At 63.7% G+C, this 15,569-nt stretch carries 13 protein-coding genes; 7 read left to right on the top strand and 6 right to left on the bottom strand.

Features of this window, described 5'->3' with window-relative positions; all coding sequences use genetic code 11:
* Window positions 1-584: 584 nt before the first annotated feature.
* Entirely contained in the window at window positions 585-1,892 is a 1,308-nt protein-coding gene (locus ACIP1G_RS22980) for a phospholipase effector Tle1 domain-containing protein (RefSeq protein WP_400741042.1), read from the top strand.
* A 42-nt stretch (window positions 1,893-1,934) separates the two neighbouring features.
* On the opposite strand, the gene ACIP1G_RS22975 is transcribed toward ACIP1G_RS22980, so the two are convergent.
* A complete protein-coding gene (locus ACIP1G_RS22975) occupies window positions 1,935-3,131 on the bottom strand; it encodes an MFS transporter (protein ID WP_400741041.1) in 1,197 nt (398 codons plus the stop codon).
* A 58-nt stretch (window positions 3,132-3,189) separates the two neighbouring features.
* Window positions 3,190-4,404 (bottom strand): benzoate/H(+) symporter BenE family transporter, encoded by a 1,215-nt coding sequence (locus tag ACIP1G_RS22970; RefSeq protein WP_400741039.1) that lies wholly within the window; start codon window positions 4,402-4,404, stop codon window positions 3,190-3,192.
* Window positions 4,405-4,505: 101 nt separating this feature from the next.
* Here ACIP1G_RS22970 and ACIP1G_RS22965 point away from each other — a divergent pair, with 101 nt between their 5' ends.
* A complete protein-coding gene (locus ACIP1G_RS22965; RefSeq protein ID WP_400741037.1) occupies window positions 4,506-5,993 on the top strand; it encodes a PLP-dependent aminotransferase family protein in 1,488 nt (495 codons plus the stop codon).
* A gap of 33 nt (window positions 5,994-6,026) precedes the next feature.
* On the opposite strand, the gene ACIP1G_RS22960 is transcribed toward ACIP1G_RS22965, so the two are convergent.
* The 4 genes from ACIP1G_RS22960 to ACIP1G_RS22945 form a co-directional block, all read right to left on the bottom strand.
* On the bottom strand, window positions 6,027-6,755 hold the full coding sequence (locus ACIP1G_RS22960) for a type 1 glutamine amidotransferase (RefSeq protein WP_400741036.1): 729 nt from the start codon (window positions 6,753-6,755) through the stop codon (window positions 6,027-6,029).
* 72 nt (window positions 6,756-6,827) lie between these two features.
* Window positions 6,828-7,721, bottom strand: coding sequence for a dihydrodipicolinate synthase family protein (locus tag ACIP1G_RS22955; RefSeq protein WP_400741034.1), 894 nt, complete (start codon window positions 7,719-7,721; stop codon window positions 6,828-6,830).
* A gap of 44 nt (window positions 7,722-7,765) precedes the next feature.
* Window positions 7,766-8,548, bottom strand: coding sequence for an aldolase (locus tag ACIP1G_RS22950; protein ID WP_400741032.1), 783 nt, complete (start codon window positions 8,546-8,548; stop codon window positions 7,766-7,768).
* 216 nt (window positions 8,549-8,764) lie between these two features.
* A complete protein-coding gene (locus tag ACIP1G_RS22945; RefSeq protein WP_400741030.1) occupies window positions 8,765-9,658 on the bottom strand; it encodes a LysR family transcriptional regulator in 894 nt (297 codons plus the stop codon).
* Window positions 9,659-9,804: 146 nt separating this feature from the next.
* Between ACIP1G_RS22945 and ACIP1G_RS22940 the strand changes: the two genes are divergently transcribed.
* From ACIP1G_RS22940 to ACIP1G_RS22920, 5 genes are all read left to right on the top strand, one after another.
* A complete protein-coding gene (locus tag ACIP1G_RS22940; protein WP_400741029.1) occupies window positions 9,805-10,884 on the top strand; it encodes a 4-oxalomesaconate tautomerase in 1,080 nt (359 codons plus the stop codon).
* A 71-nt stretch (window positions 10,885-10,955) separates the two neighbouring features.
* On the top strand, window positions 10,956-12,272 hold the full coding sequence (locus ACIP1G_RS22935; protein ID WP_400741027.1) for a dicarboxylate/amino acid:cation symporter: 1,317 nt from the start codon (window positions 10,956-10,958) through the stop codon (window positions 12,270-12,272).
* Window positions 12,273-12,395: 123 nt separating this feature from the next.
* Window positions 12,396-13,700, top strand: coding sequence for a CitMHS family transporter (locus ACIP1G_RS22930; RefSeq protein ID WP_400741025.1), 1,305 nt, complete (start codon window positions 12,396-12,398; stop codon window positions 13,698-13,700).
* 65 nt (window positions 13,701-13,765) lie between these two features.
* Window positions 13,766-15,019: an OprD family porin gene (locus tag ACIP1G_RS22925; RefSeq protein WP_400741023.1), complete on the top strand. Its 1,254-nt coding sequence runs from the start codon at window positions 13,766-13,768 to the stop codon at window positions 15,017-15,019.
* Between the two features lie 90 nt (window positions 15,020-15,109).
* On the top strand, window positions 15,110-15,406 hold the full coding sequence (locus ACIP1G_RS22920) for a DUF3144 domain-containing protein (RefSeq protein ID WP_400741021.1): 297 nt from the start codon (window positions 15,110-15,112) through the stop codon (window positions 15,404-15,406).
* The last annotated feature ends 163 nt before the right edge of the window (window positions 15,407-15,569 follow it).

The following is a 15,569-nucleotide window of genomic DNA, read 5'->3' as shown; positions in this document are numbered from 1 at the left end:
TTACCCGCGAAGAGGCCAGGCCTGCGGGTCAGTATTCCTGGCCATTCACCGTTGCAGCCGCCTCCGCACTCGTTGGGGACGAGTGGCTGCAATTGGCTTGTCGGGGAGGTGGGGTTAGAGCTTGCAGGTTCATGTCTTGGGATTTGAGGTGATGCACAGATCGAGCGCCGCCCGCGCGGCGCTTCGCGGGACAAGCCCGCTCCCACTGTCTGTTTCGGGCCAATCACTTCTGTGAGGTCACCGCTGTCCGCCTTGTTTGTTCCCCTCGATATCGGCTGCGCCGCTGCTGTTTCTCAATCTCCAGCCATGCACCCAGGGTGCGAGTGCGCAGGTGGCAGGAGTAACTGGCCCGAAACAGATGTGGGAGCGGCCTTGTGCCGCGAAGCGCCGCGCGGGCGGCGCTCGATCTCCAAGGCGCTGAAAATCTTGTGACAAGCACCTTGCAGCCCAGATGCTCTATCAGAGCAGACCCCGAGGAGCATGCCGTTACAGAAATGTCCTGCCCATGGCTGGCCATTGGCTGATGTCGCGCCATGGCGTTCAGGCGCCTGCTTGTGCTTTTTGCGCAAACAGGAAGCACGACGATGGAACTGAACTGCCGCAGCACCGAAACCTCAACGCCGGTCACCCTGCGTTTTGGCGTGTTTTTCGATGGCACGGGAAACAATCAAGACAATGCCTTGCCGATGCAGGCGAGTGGCGGCAAGGGCGCCAGCTATGGCAATGCCGTGAGCAACGTGGCCCTGTTGCATGCGCTGTATGCGGCGGATGAGGCCAGCACCGACGAGGCAATGGTTTACCTGAAGTTGTACGTTGAAGGCGTGGGTACCCTGGCGGGTGAGGCAGACGATATATATGCCTCGGCCACCGGGCGTGGGCGTACGGGGGCTGAAGCGCGGGTTGCCGAGGCGTTGGCACGCATTGCCGTGCAACTGCGAGACTGGAGCCAGGCGCATCCGCAGGCAAGGCTTGAGCGGGTCGAGTTCGACGTGTTCGGTTTCAGCCGGGGGGCGGCGGCGGCCCGGCATATGGCCAACCTGCTGCACGATGGCGGCGACCGGCTGCTGGCGGTGCCCTGCGGCATCGTGATCAATTTCATCGGCCTGTTCGACACGGTGGCCGCGATCATCGCGCCGTTGCAAGGTGACTTCGACCCCGCCGACGACCGCCATGGCGGCTTGCGCCTGGCCCTGGGCGCAGGCATTGCCCGGCAAGTGGTGCAACTGGTGGCAGGCGACGAACAGCGGCATAACTTCCCGCTGGTACGCAGCGGGCACGACATCGAATTGCCGGGCGTACATTCGAACATTGGTGGTGGTTACCCGCAAACCACGCAGGAGCAGGTGCTGCTGTGCAAGCCGCTGTCGCAGCGGGTGCCGTTGGCCATGCGCGCCGAGCAAACCCGCGCGTTTGCGGCGGTCAGTGCCTTGCTGGCCTCAACCTTTGGCGAATTGGGTGCGCCCAGGCCATGGGTGCAGACCTGGGAGGCGCCGATTGCCGGCGGCCGGCCGGACGAAGCACAAAAGCAGGTGTATGCGGCGGTATATCGGGAGCGGGAGGTGGCGGGGCAGCTTTCCCGGGTGTATCTGAGCGTGATGCGTGAGCTGGCGGTAAGGGCTGGCGTGCCGTTTACGCCGCTGGGTGGGCAGGCTGAGCATCGGTTGCCAGATGAGTTGCTGGAGATCAGCCGCAAGCTGCATGCGTTTGCCTTGGGTGAATGTGAAAAGCCTGGGTTGACCGAGGATGAGCAGCGCTTGTTGCGCGACCGGTATGTGCATGCGTCTGCGAACTGGAATGCGTTGAAGGGTTTGCGCAATAGCGTGCTGGATGTGTTGTTCGTCAATCGGCCGGGTGCGGGGGGGCGGGTGGTGCACGCGAACCCGGCAGCCTGATCAGCCTGTACCGGCGAAAGGGCTGCAGCGCAGCCCCAAGGTTCATGCATGCTGTCGACATTTTCTGACCGAATACGCCTCCTGCGCCAAGGTCAGCAGCACGGTCAGCAGCATGAACACGATGGACGCCACGAACACCCCATTGGGCAGCTGCTGGTCGAGCATCCAGCCAAACGCCACCGGCCCGAGCGCGCCGCCGATGTTGAACCCGGTCGACACCAGCCCGAAGGCTTTGCCTTCGGCACCGCTCGGTGCCGCCGCCTTGACCAGCATGTCCCGCGACGGGGCAATGACCCCGGTCAGCAAGCCAATGGCACCCAGCACCACCACCAGCGCCCAGTCGCGCACCAGCCCCAGCGCCACCAGCCCGGTCAACGCCGCCGCCAGGGCAAAGGCCAAGGCTGCCACCAGGCCATGACGCCGGGTCCGGTCAGCCAAGGCGCCACCGCACAGCACGCCCAGCGCGCTGCTGAGCAGGAAGGCCGTGAGTGCCGTGTTGGCCCAGGCCAGGCTCAGGCCTTGACCCTGGACCAGGGCAGCCACGGAAAACTTCTCGATGGCACTGGTGCTCAGGTTGAGCAGGATGAACAGCACCGTCAGCACCCCGATCATCGGCGTGAACAAGCGCACGCGGCCTGCTGCTGGGCCAGCACCACCTGCGCGGCCGGGCCTGGCGACCTGATAGACGCCACTGCCTGGCACCGATATCAGCAGCAAGGCGGCAGCCCCCACCGCCGCGCCTGCCGCCAGGGCTGCCTGCGTGCCGCATACGGCGGCGATGCCGAGAAACACTGCTGGCGTCACCGCTGAACCGAGGAACCCGGCAAAGGTATGGATCGAGAACGAGCGCCCCAGCCGGCCTTGTTCGATGCCATTGGCCAGTAGCGCATAGTCGGCCGGGTGGTATACGCCATTGGCCAGGCCAGCCATGGCCATCGCCACTAGCAGCACCCCATAACCGGGGCTGAAAGCTACCAGCAGGAAGCTGAGGCTGCCCAGCAGCAAGCCGGCCTTGAGCACCTTGCGCGCACCGTAATGGTCGACGGCATAGCCCAGCGGGGCCTGCACCAGGGCGGAGACGATGTTGAACACGGCCAGGGCCGCGCCGAGCTCGACGAACCCCACCCCCAGCAGGCCGGGAAGTACGGGTAGTAGCGCCGGGATCAGCATGATGTGCACATGGCTGACGAAGTGCACGGCAGCAATTTGGGTAAGAAGCCTGGGGCCAGCTTGGGGCATGTCGATACCTGTTGAACGGCGTGCGCACCGGGCGCACGGTAAGGTGGGGAAAGCCCGCTTAGCGGGGCGAGCGGCTGAGGCCGGGCAGGCGGCCGTTCAGCACGGCATAGGCCAGCAGGCCGATGACCAGCCCCCAGAACGCCCCGCCAATGCCGAACAGACTGATGTTGGCCGCCGCCGCCAGGAAGGTGATCAGTGCCGCCTCGCGCGAACGGGCATCGGCCATCGCGCTGGCCAGGCTGGCGCCGATGGTGCCTAGCAGGGCAAGGCCGGCCAGGGTGGTGATGAAGGTGGCCGGCAGGGCCATGAATACACTCGCCAGGGTGACTCCGAACACCCCCACGAGGATGTAGCAGAGGCCGGCAGCGATACCCGCGACCCAGCGTTTGTCCGGGTCTTCGTGGGCTTCCTTGCCGGTGCAGATGGCGGCGGTGATGGCGGCGATGTTGAAGGCGTGGGAGCCGAACGGTGCCATCAGCAACGACCCCAGGCCGGTGACCGTCACGATCGGGTTGGCGCTGGTCTTGAAGCCGTCGTTGCGCAGCACCAGCATGCCGGGCATGTACTGGCCGGTGAGGGTGATCAGGAACAACGGCAGGGCCACACTCAAGGCAGCGTTGAGGGAGAAGGTGGGCGCGGTGAACACCGGCGCGGCGAACTCCAGCTTGAGTGTCGCCAGGTCCACCTGGCCCTGGAGGAGCAGGTAGCCCAAGCCCAGCAGCAGAATGCCTACTACGGCATAGCGGGCGGTAAAGCGTTTGAATGCCACATAGGCCGCGATCAGCAGCCCGGCCAGGGCGGGGTCGGCCGACAGGCCGCCGAAAGCCCCGATACCGAACTGCAACAGGATGCCTGCCAGCAGCCCGGCGGCAATCCCGCCGGGGATGAGCCGCACCAGACGCTCGAAGCACCCGGTCAGCCCCAGCACCACGAAGCCGGCGGCCGACAACAGGTAGGCGCCGATGGCGTCGCTGTAGGGCACGCTGGCCAGTACTGTGACCAGGAACGCCGCGGCCGGCGTGGACCAGGCGGTGATCACCGGCTCGCGGCTGTACCAGGACAGGGCCAGGCCACTGAGGCCGACGCCGATAGACACGGCCCAGACCCACGACGAGGTCAGCTCCGGGCTCAGCCCGGCCAGCTTGGCGGCCTGGAACACCAGGATGAAGGTACCGCCGTAATTGACAATGACCGAAACGATCCCCGCCACCACGGGGTGAAGGATGTCGGTCAGCCGTAGCGGGGTTGAAACGGTGTGTGCAGGCGCGTCCATGGGGGCCTCCGGTGTACTGGCACAAGGGTTGGAAAGCCCGGTTTTTATAGCGTTAGAATGGCTGGTATAGCCCCACCACTTTTCCATACATGGCCATACCAATGTTCAAGCATGCACAGCTGGAGTCGGTGAAAGCCGGGATCAGCGACCCGGCGCGCCGGTCGCTGCCCTTGCACGTACGGATCCAGCGGGCGATACGCCAGCTGATTCTCGAAGGGGCGTTGCCGGTGGGGAAGGCCTTGCCTGCCTCCCGCGCGCTGGCGACCTCGCTGGCGGTGTCGCGCGACACGGTCGAGGCCGCTTATGGCCAGTTGCACGCCGAGGGCTTCATCGAGCGCCGGGTGGGCAGCGGCAGCTTCGTTTCACCCCGTGCGCAGCACCTGCCGGCGCGCGCTCGCAGCCGACGGGTGCAAGCCCCGAGCGAGCAGCCAGCGCTCAGCCGCCGGGGCCAGGCGCTTTGCCAGGAGGGTGGGGTGCACAACTTCTTCGCCCCGCGCCCGTTTGCGCCGGGGGTGGCAGAAACACGCAACTTCCCCGTGCAGACCTGGGAAAAGCTGCAGCGGCAGGTGTTCAAGGAACATGGCACCCAGGCGCTGCTGCACAGTGCCGCGCAAGGCACCGAGCCACTGCGGCGGGCGATTGCCGATTACGTCAATCTCGAGCGTGGCGCACAGGCCACGGCCGATCGCGTGCTCATCCTCACCAGTTCGCAGCAGGCGTTCAGCCTGTGTGCCCATGTGCTGGCCGATGCCGGCGACCAGGTGGTTATCGAAGACCCGGCGTACCACGGGGCACGGAAAGCGTTGGCTGCTGCCGGCTTGCAGTGCATCCCCGTGGCCGTGGACCCGGACGGCATGCAGGTCGAGCAGATCTCGCACTTGGCCGCCCATGCCAGGGCAGTTTTCCTGACCCCTTCGCACCAGTTTCCCAGCGGCGTGACCTTGTCCCTGGACCGGCGCCTGGCGGTGATCGAGTGGGCACGGCAACAACGCGCCTGGATCATCGAGGACGACTATGACAGCGAGTTTCACTATGCCGGCAAGCCCACCGCGTGCGTGCAGGGCCTGGATGCCCATGACCGGACTGTCTACATCGGCACCTTCACCAAGTCGCTGTTCGCCGGCTTGCGCATTGCCTACATGGTCTTGCCGCCGCAACTGGTCGGGCCAATGACCGCCGCGCGCACGTTGCAGGACGGGCATACGGCCGCGCTGGCACAACTGACCCTGGCCAGGTTCATCGAAGGCGGGCACTTCGGTGCGCATGTGCGGTTGATGCGGGCGATCTATGCCGAGCGCCGCGATGCCCTGGCGGCGCTGGTGCAGGCGCAGTTGTCCGACTTTCTTGTCGCGCGCGTGCCGGCGGGTGGCATGCAGATGCCTTGTGTATTTACCAGGCCAATACCTGAAGAACAGGTGGTGAGGGCGGCGCAGGCAGCAGGCATGGACCTTTTGGGGCTCAGTGGCCTGTATGCTTCATTGTCCAGGGGGGAGGCGGGGTTGTTGATAGGGTTTGCAGCGCATACCCCGGGCGAGCTGGCGATCGCCGTGGCGAAACTGGCGAAGGTGTTGCGCCAGTTTGCGCCTTGAGTCAACGCATCCGGATCAGTGTTGCTGCACCGTTCAAACGCCGTTGGCAGCCTTGTACGCTTCGACCAGCTTGTCCAGGAACACGAACAGTTGCTGGTTCATCTCATCCCAGTCGTTGGCGCGTAGCGCGGCGGGTTGCTGCACGAAGCGGCGCTCGGTGAGGGTGGCCAGTTCAGCTGCGGATGCAGCGATCAGCAGTTCGACCACCTCGGCGGTGAATTCCATGTGGCACTGGAAGCCATACACCAGCGTGCTGTATTCGACAATCTGGCGCGGGCAGCCTTCGCTGGTGGCAAGGACTTTGGCGTCGGCTGTCAGGCCCGGCATGTCGTTGTGCCAATGGCCGACCGGCAGTGCGTCGCCAAAGTGGGCGACTTTGTCATTGGCTTTGCCTGCGGCCGTCAGGCGGATGGGGAATTTGCCGATTTCCTTTTCCGGGCTGTGGCCAAACGGGGCGCCCAGTGCCTCGCCGATAAGCTGGGAGCCCAGGCAGACACCGACCACCGCCTTGCCGGCAGTGATGGCTTGCCGGATCAACCGGCATTCGGCGGCAGCATCGAAGTGCGGGCATTGCGCGACGGTGGTGGCCGGGTCTTGCGGCCCACCGAGCACGACCAGCAGGTCGAAGTGGCTGGCATCCGCAGGCAGGGCCTGGTTGGCGTAGACACGGGAGTAACTGGCGCCATGCCCGCGGGCCTTGACCCAGGTCTCATAGGCGCCGGGCGCTTCGAACGATTCATGGACGATGAAGTGGACTTTCATGGTGAGTCTCTGCGGTGATGGGGCAGCAGGCACTGCCCGGCAGCGAGGGGCTGCCGGGCAGGCATCGGTGGGTCAGCCAGCCACGCCCAGCGCGTCCAGCAGGCCCTTCATGTAGGCGCCGCCTTGTGCATCCAGTGGCTGCAGGGGCAGGCGTGGGGCGCCGACTTCCTGGCCGAGCATGTTCAAGCCGGCCTTGATGGTGGTGGGCAGGCCACGGCGGGTGATGTACTCGAGCAGTTCGAACTGGCGGTAGAACAGCGCGCGGGCTTCGCCCAGGTCGCCCTGCTGCACCGCGTCCCACAGCGCCAGGTTCAGCGCCGGGACCAGGTTGGGCGCGGCGGTGCACCAGCCGCTGGCGCCGGCCACAAGGGCCTCCAGGGTGAGTGGGTTGCAACCGTTGTAGAAGGCCACCTGGCCATTGCTGGCCTTGAACAGGCGGTGCATGCGCTGGATGTCGCCAGTGCTTTCCTTGACCATGGTCACATTGGGCACTTCGCCAAGGATGCGCAGGATCAGCTCCACCGACAGGTCGGTGCCGCTGGTGCCCGGGTTGTTGTACAGCATGATCGGGATGTCGATGGCGGCGGCTACCGCCTTGTAGTGGTCGACCACTTCGGCTTCGGTGAGCTTCCAGTAGGAGATGGGCAGCACCATCACCGCGCTGGCGCCGCAGGCTTGTGCCAGGCGGGCGCGCTGTACGGTACGTGCGGTGGTCAGGTCGGAAACGCTGACCACGCTGGGCACGCGGCCGGCAATCCGTTGCTGGCTGTAGCGCACCACCGTCTCCCATTCGCTGTCGGTAAGGTAGGCGCCTTCGCCCGTGCTGCCCAGCGGCGCGATGGCGTGCACGCCGTCTGCGATCAGGCGGTCGATGGACGTGCCGAGGGCATCCAGGTCGAGCGAGCCGTCTGCCGTGAAGGGTGTGATGGTGTAGCCGATAACGCCGCGAATTACAGGTGTAGTCATAACCAGGCACCTCTGCCGTTGTTGAGGAAAGCGTACCGCTTCAATCAGCCCAGGCAGTCGCCATGGGCACGCAAGGCACGGCGCGCGTAATAGCTGAACGCGGCACCATGACGTTTGGGGGTGGAGATCCAGTCGTGGGCTTCCTTGCCCAGTGCTGCGGGGATGGGGCGGATGTCGCCAGCGCCCATGGCCATCAGTTGCATCTTGGCCGCGCGCTCGAACAGCAGGGCGAGCACGCAGGCTTCTTCGATCGAACGGCCGGCGATCAGCAGGCCATGGTGCGAAAGCAGGATGGCGCGCTTGTCGCCAATTGCCTTCGAGATGATTTCACCTTCTTCGTTGCCTACCGGCACACCGGGCCATTCCTTGAGGAATGCGCAGTCGTCGAACAGCGGGCACAGGTCCATGTGCGAGATGGCCAGCGGTACTTCCAGCATCGACAGGGCGGCACTGTGCAGCGGGTGGGTGTGGATGATGCAGTTCACGTCTGGGCGTGCGCGGTACAGCCAGCTGTGGAAGCGGTTGGCCGGGTTGGCCATGCCGTGGCCTTGCAGCACGGTAAGGTCTTCGTCCACCACCAGCAGGTTGGAGGCGGCGATTTCGTCGAAGCCCAGGCCGAGTTGTTGCGTGTAGTAGGTACCCGGTTCTTGCGCACGTGCAGTGATCTGCCCGGCCAGGCCAGAGTCGTGGCCGCCGTCGAACAGGATGCGGCAGGTGAGGGCGAGTTTTTGCCGGGCGCTGTAGGTGTTGTCGGCCAGCGCCGTCAGCATCTGTTGCTGGGCGAGTTTGACGAGCTGGTCCTTGGGGGCCTGCATGGTGGTCGTCATGGGCGGTACCTGCATGGGGTGTGGCGATGGATTGCTGATCGGCGCGAGGGCGACGTCAGGACACAGTGGTGATCATAATGACACAAAGTGTCATATGCAAGTGAAGTGGCCCTTCGCGGGCTCGCCCGCTCCCACAAGGGCCACTGTTCTCTGCTCGACAGCGCAACTCGGAGGGCTGGGTGATTTCCGACAGGTGCTATGTATTGCCCCCTGTGCTCACGGATTAGTCCACTTCTCCAGCAGAATCGATACGAACTTCTCCGCCGCAGGCGACAACGACGCGCCTCGCCGGTACACCAATCCCAGTGTGCGGGTAACCTGCGGCTCGATCAGCGGCACGCTGACCAGTGTGGGGTGGTCGGCGTTGGGCATGGCCAGGCTGGGCATGGCCGATACCCCCAGCCCGGCCTCGACCATGCCCAGCGAAGTGGACAGGTGCTGTACCTCGTAGAACCATTTGGGCCGCAGGTTGAGCCCGGATAGTGCGTGGTCCAGCAGCATGCGGTTGCCGCTCAGGCGGCCGACGCCGATCAGGCGGTAGTCGGCCAGTTCTGTCCAGGTGACCGATGTGCGGTTCGCCAGCGGGTGGTCGCGCCGGCAGGCCAGCACAAAGTGCTCCTGCACCAGCGAGACGAACTCGATGTCCGGGTGCTGGCCGCTCATCATGTTGATGCCGAAGTCGGCCTCGCCGCGCAGCACCGCTTCGAGGCCGTCGTTGGCGCTGAGGTCCAGCAGGCGTATGCGGATTTTCGGGTACTGCTCGTTGTAGTCACGAATCACCGACGGCAGGAAGTAGAACGCTGCGGTGGGGATGCAGGCGAGGGTGACCTGGCCGGTCTGCCGTTCGGCCAGCTCGCGGATGCTGAGGATCGAGTCTTCAAAATCATCCAGCAGGCGCCTGGCCTTGGGCAGGAAGTCGCGGCCCACGCTGGTCAGGCTGACCCGCCGCGTTGTGCGTTCCAGCAACGATGTGCCCAGGCCTTCTTCCAGTTTCTTGATCCGCCGGCTCAGGGCCGGCTGAGACAGGTGCAGCGCTTCGGCGGCCTCATGGAAGCTGCCGAGTTCGGCGATCTTCACGAATGATCGAATGTCCTGCAGCTCATATTCCATAAAAAACCTGCGGCTACCCATGTATTTGATTGTTTTGTGAAGCGCAATAATAGCTACGATCTTTGCATTGGATTGATTTATACGACCCTGTCACTCTTTTGCTCACAGCATCAATGATGTCCATTGATCAACAAGAGTGCGAAATCATGCAACGAATTCCTTGCGTACTGATGCGCGGTGGCACCTCCAAAGGGCCGTTTTTCCATGCCTGGGATTTGCCTGCCAATGTGGTCGAACGCGACGAGTTGCTGATCAACCTGATGGGCTCCGGCCATGAGCTGGAAATCGACGGCATCGGTGGTGGCAGCCCGCAGACCAGCAAGGTGGCAATCGTCAGCCCTTCGCTGCATGCCGACGCCGACGTCGATTACCTGTTCGTGCAGGTGATGGTTGCCCAGCGTCGTGTCGACACCGCGCCCAATTGCGGCAACATGCTGTGCGCCGTAGGGCCGTTCGCCATCGAGCAAGGCCTGGTCAAAGGCCAGGATGGCAAGACCTTGGTACGCATTCGCAACCTGAACACCGGTACCTTCGTCAATTCACGGGTGGAAACCCCCGGCGGCATCGTGCGATACGAAGGCCGTACGGCGATTGACGGCGTGCCGGGCACTGCCGCCCCGGTTCACCTGACGTTCCTCGATGCGGTCGGTAGCAAGACCGGCAAGCTGTTCCCCACCGGCCAGGCCACGGATGTGATCGACGGTGTGCCGGTGACCTGCATCGACATGGCCATGCCAATGATGATCGTGGACGCCAGCCAGCTGGGGGTAACCGGTTCGGAAACCCCGGCGCAGCTGGATGCCGACAACCGCCTGCTGCAGCGCCTTGAAGCATTGCGCCTGAAAGCCGGCAAGGCCATGGGCCTGGGCGATGTCAGCGGCATGGTGATCCCCAAGCCGGTACTGGTGTCGGCACCGCGTTACGACGGTACGCTGCAGGTTCGCTACTTCATGCCGCACAATTGCCACCGTGCTTTGGCCATCACTGGCGCAGTGGGGCTAGCGACTGCCTGCGTCAGCCCCGGCACGGTGATCGGCGAGCTGTTGGGTGAAACGGCCCAACAACTGGCTGAAGTGCGCCTGGAGCACCCGAGCGGTGGTATCGATGTCGCCCTCACGCGCAGTGGTGCCGAAGGCAGGACGATCCAGGCGTCGGTGGTGCGAACCGCCCGACGGCTGTTCTCGGGCTTTGTCTATGCCCCGACCCTGCGCAGGCTGGCAGGCTAGGGCGCGGCGGCCAGACCGGTCGCTACATACAACAAGCGCATCCGCACAATTTCAACAATGGGTGATGCCTCATGAGACTCGCCAAATCGCTGTACTTCCAGATCCTCTGCGCCGTCCTGCTGGGCGTGCTGATCGGCCACTTCTGGGCGCAACAGGCCGTGGCGCTCAAGCCGCTGGGTGATGCGTTCATCAAGCTGATCAAGATGATGATCGCCCCGGTGGTGTTCTGCACCATCGTAACCGGCATCGCCGGCATGACTGACAAGCGCTCGCTGGGGCGCTTGATGAGCAAGACACTGCTGCTGTTCCTTGGCTTGACAGTGGTCAGCCTGGGGATCGGCCTGGTGGCGGTGTACGTGTTCAAGCCAGGCGTGGGCATGAACATCGACCCTGCCACCCTCAGTACCGATGGCCTCAGCCAGTACACCGCCTCGGCAGCCAAGCTGGGCGTGGTGGACTTCTTCATGCACATCATTCCCGACACCTTCATTGGCGCGTTCAACAAGGGTGAAGTGCTGCCGGTGCTGTTCATCGCCGTGCTCAGCGGCTTTGCCCTGTCGTCCATGGGCGACAAGGGCAAGCCAGTGCTGGATGTGCTGGAGTCCGCCTCGACCATGGTGTTCCGCATCTTTGGCTACCTGATGCGCTTTGCGCCGGTCGGTGCCTTTGGTGCGCTGGCCTTTACCGTAGGGCAGTACGGCATCACCTCGCTCGGCGCCCTGGCCAAGCTGGTGGGCACGCTGTACATCGCCTGCGCATTCTTCGTGCTGGTGGTGCTGGGCGGCATCTGCCGTGCCAACGGCTTCAGCCTGTGGAAACTGCTGCGCTACTTCCGCGAGGAATTCCTGGTGGTGTTGGGTACCTCGTCAACCGAGCCTGTGCTGCCGCGCATGCTGGAAAAGCTTGAGAAGCTAGGTTGCAAGAAAGGTGTGGTCGGGCTGGTGCTGCCAACGGGTTACTCGTTCAACCTCGACGGCACGGCCATCTACCTGTCCCTGGCCGCCATCTTCATTGCCCAGGCCTGCAACATCGACATCAGCCTGGGGCAGACGCTGACCATGCTGGCGATCATGCTGCTGTCGTCCAAGGGCGCCGCCGGGGTAACGGGCAGCGGTTTCGTGGCCCTGGCCTCGACCTTGACCGTGATCCACGACATCCCGTTGGCCGGCCTGGCGCTGCTGATTGGCATCGACCGCTTCATGTCCGAAGCCCGGGCCCTGACCAGCCTGGCCAGCAATGCGGTGGCCACCGTGGTGATCTCGCTTTCTGAAAATGCCTGTGAGCGGGATACCCTGCTGCGTACCCTGAATGGCGAACAAACGGTGCAGCCCACTGCAACTGCACATGATCAGGCGGCCTGGCCCGCAGCGCCACGTCGCCACGTCTGAACGTTCCTCGATACCACCAAGCCTGACTTAAAATTCCACTCAGCATCATGGCGATGCCGAGTGGGGTAGGGGGCTGCCTGCCCGGCGGGCGGCCACGCACAATAAAAACAAGAGAGAAAGACCATGCTCGCACTCCTGGGCCTGATCATGGTAGTGACGTTTACCTACCTGATCATGAGCAAGCGCCTGTCACCGATCGTTGCATTGACCGTTGTCCCTGTGGTCTTCGCCGTCATTGGCGGCTTTGCCCCCGAGTTGGGAAAGATGATGCTCGATGGCCTGAAGATGGTCGCGCCATCGGCAGCCTTGCTGCTGTTTGCCATCCTGTTCTTCGGCTTGATGATCGACGCCGGGCTGTTCGACCCGCTGATCCGCAAGATCCTCAAGCGGGTCAACGGCGACCCGATCAAGATCGCCATCGGCACCGCGCTGTTGTCGCTGCTGGTGGCGCTTGACGGTGATGGCACCACCACCTACATGATCACCTGCGCCGCCATGCTGCCGCTGTACAAGCGCATCGGCATGAACCCGATGATCCTCGCCACGCTGGCCATGTTGTCGCTGAGCATCATGAGCGGCCTGAGCCCCTGGGGTGGCCCGGCAACCCGTGCCATCGCCGCGCTCGGGCTGGATGCCAGCGAATATTTCATCCCCATGCTCCCGACCATGATCGGTGGTGCGGCGTGGGTGGTGTTTACCGCCTTCCTGCTGGGCCGCGCCGAGCGTCGGCGCATTGGCAACACCGCACTGCAGGCCGGCGGTGGCAACTGCTACATCAAGGAAATCCTCGGCGACAACCCGCACAAGCGCCCGCGGGTGGCCTATGTGAACCTGGTGCTGGTGATTGCCGTGATGGCTGCGCTGGTGCTGGGGCTGATGCATGCCGCCATCTTGTTCATGATTGGTTTTGTCGCGGCGCTGATGGTCAACTATCCGCAGCTGGAGCTGCAGAAAGAGCGCATCCTCGCCCATTCGGGCAACGCGATGACGGTGGTGCTGCTGGTGTTCGCTGCGGGCATCTTCGCTGGCATTTTCTCCGGCACCAAGATGGTCGATGCCTTGGCGCAAACCTTGGTCGACTGGATCCCCGAGGCCTGGAGCCACTGGTTTCCGCTGGTGGTGGCGCTGACCAGCATGCCGCTGACGTTCGTGCTGTCCAACGATGCTTACTACTTCGGTGTGGTGCCGATCCTGGCCAACGCTGCGGCGGCTTATGGCATCGACCCGGTGGAGATTGCCCGCGCGTCGGTGCTTGGCCAGCCGGTGCACTTGATGAGCCCATTGGTGGCCTCGACCTTGCTGCTGGTGGGCATGGTCGACCGCGATATCGGCGACTTCCAGAAGGCCACGGTGAAATGGGCCGTACTCACTTCGCTGGTGATCACCGCGCTGGCGCTGCTCACAGGCGCCTTGTCGTTCTTCGTCTGAACGCTGTCGGGCGCTGCCAGCGCCCACCCCCTGATCAATCTGAAAACAACAATAGAGTACCGATCATGTCCCGAGCTGTTTTCCGTGGGGCCACCTGTGGCCTGCTCTGCGGCTGGCTGCCTGTTGCCGGTGCCGCCGGCTTCGTCGATGACAGCAAGCTCAAGTTGCAGCTGCGCAATGTCTATTTCAACGAAAATTTCCGTGACGAGCAGGGCTTGAGTACGCGGGCTGCCGCCAGCGCCAAAAGCGAGCGGGTGGAGTGGGCTCAGGGTTTTCTGCTCGACTACCAGTCGGGTTTTACCCAAGGCCCGCTGGGGGTGGGGCTGGATGCCCTTGGCCTGCTGGGCGTCCGCCTGGATTCTGGCCGTGGGCGCAGTGGCACGGGGCTTTTGCCGGTGCACGACGACGGCCGCGCAGCGGACGAATTTGCCAGCGCCGGGGTAACGGCCAAGGCCCGCGTGGGCCAGACCGTGCTCAAGCACGGCACCTTGCTGCCGAAGACGCCGGTGCTGGTCTACAACGATGCGCGGCTGTTGCCGCAGACGTACCAGGGCACGCAGCTGAGCAGCACGGACATCGACGGGCTGGCCCTGACGGCCGCGCACCTGGAGCGTTTCAAACAGCGTGATTCGTCCGATAGTACCGGCCTGTTTCTGGATGGCTATGGGGGCGCCAAGTCGGGTGATTTCAGCTTCGCCGGCGCCGACTATGCCGTGAGCAAGCAACTTCGCCTGAGCTACTTCCATGGCCAGCTGGAACACTTCTACCGCCAGGATTTCGCCGGGCTGGTACACGACCTGCCGCTGGCCGGTGGGGTGCTGACCACGGACCTGCGCTACTTCAAGAGCCGCGACAGTGGGGCAGCCTACGGCGGCAGCATTGACAATGAAATGTTCAGCGGGCAGCTGGCCTACGCGCATTCCGGCCATACCCTTGGCGCCGGTTACCAGGTGCTTGATGGCGAAGCGGGGCTGCCGTACATCAGCGGTGCGACGGTGTATTCGTTCAGCAACGTCGGCATCGGCAAGTTCATCGAGGAAGAGGAAGAAACCTGGATGGCCAGCTACGCCTACAACTTTGCGGCTGCAGGCGTGCCCGGGCTGACCTTCATGGCGCGCTACCTGAGTGGCGACAATGGCCGCGCTGGCGCCGAAGGGGTCAAGGAGTGGGAGCGTGACGCCGAGATTGGCTATGTGGTGCAGGCCGGGCCGTTGAAAGGGTTGGGGGTGAAACTGCGCAATTATGTCTATCGCTCGGACTTCGCTCGTGGGCGGGACAGCAATCGGCTTTACCTGACCTACGACATCGCCATCTGGTGAGGGCCCAGGCAATCGCCGGTTTCAAGACGTGCGCTTTACCTGTAAAACGGCGTTGTGCTTATTTCGAATGCAGCAGCAAGGTAAACCGCAATGACACAAGCTACCGATCAGGCTTTTTATGACCGCGCCGATGCGCACATCGAACTGGCGAACCAGCAGATCGAAAAAATCGAAGACCTGGGCAAGGTGAGCGCCTCGCTGACCTTCGGCGCCTCGCGGTTCAACGCCTGGATGAGTGCCCGCAGCTTCAAGACCAGCGCGGAACTGGCTGCAGCCCGGGAGGATCTGTTGAAGTATTTCTGCGACCAGTACCGGATGATGCTTGAGGACAACCTGGACGAGCATATCGAGCATTTTGACCAGTATGTGCTGGGCAAGGATGCCTAACGGAAGCGCGAGCCTTGCCTCTGTGGGAGTAACTGTCTTGCTCAATTTCTAAAAGCTGGCGCGATCCCTGTGGGAGCGGGCTTGCCCTAATGCCAGTCAGTTAAGCTCCCCAGGTTTCTTTTTCGGATATTTGGCAGGCTTGGGTTTGACGACCCTCGGATAA

The organism is Pseudomonas sp. NPDC089392 (genome assembly GCF_044749595.1).
Lineage (GTDB): Bacteria > Pseudomonadota > Gammaproteobacteria > Pseudomonadales > Pseudomonadaceae > Aquipseudomonas.
Note: the sequence above shows the minus strand (reverse complement) of the source record. Positions and strands in the feature narration are given on the sequence as shown.

Bases quoted from the DNA above. Each gene is read 5' to 3' on its own strand.
- ACIP1G_RS22980 (WP_400741042.1), top strand. From the start codon at position 585: ATGGAACTGAACTGCCGCAGCACCGAAACCTCAACGCCGGTCACCCTG.
- ACIP1G_RS22975 (WP_400741041.1), bottom strand. From the start codon at position 3,131: ATGCCCCAAGCTGGCCCCAGGCTTCTTACCCAAATTGCTGCCGTGCAC.
- ACIP1G_RS22970 (WP_400741039.1), bottom strand. From the start codon at position 4,404: ATGGACGCGCCTGCACACACCGTTTCAACCCCGCTACGGCTGACCGAC.
- ACIP1G_RS22965 (WP_400741037.1), top strand. From the start codon at position 4,506: ATGTTCAAGCATGCACAGCTGGAGTCGGTGAAAGCCGGGATCAGCGAC.
- ACIP1G_RS22960 (WP_400741036.1), bottom strand. From the start codon at position 6,755: ATGAAAGTCCACTTCATCGTCCATGAATCGTTCGAAGCGCCCGGCGCC.
- ACIP1G_RS22955 (WP_400741034.1), bottom strand. From the start codon at position 7,721: ATGACTACACCTGTAATTCGCGGCGTTATCGGCTACACCATCACACCC.
- ACIP1G_RS22950 (WP_400741032.1), bottom strand. From the start codon at position 8,548: ATGACGACCACCATGCAGGCCCCCAAGGACCAGCTCGTCAAACTCGCC.
- ACIP1G_RS22945 (WP_400741030.1), bottom strand. From the start codon at position 9,658: ATGGAATATGAGCTGCAGGACATTCGATCATTCGTGAAGATCGCCGAA.
- ACIP1G_RS22940 (WP_400741029.1), top strand. From the start codon at position 9,805: ATGCAACGAATTCCTTGCGTACTGATGCGCGGTGGCACCTCCAAAGGG.
- ACIP1G_RS22935 (WP_400741027.1), top strand. From the start codon at position 10,956: ATGAGACTCGCCAAATCGCTGTACTTCCAGATCCTCTGCGCCGTCCTG.
- ACIP1G_RS22930 (WP_400741025.1), top strand. From the start codon at position 12,396: ATGCTCGCACTCCTGGGCCTGATCATGGTAGTGACGTTTACCTACCTG.
- ACIP1G_RS22925 (WP_400741023.1), top strand. From the start codon at position 13,766: ATGTCCCGAGCTGTTTTCCGTGGGGCCACCTGTGGCCTGCTCTGCGGC.
- ACIP1G_RS22920 (WP_400741021.1), top strand. From the start codon at position 15,110: ATGACACAAGCTACCGATCAGGCTTTTTATGACCGCGCCGATGCGCAC.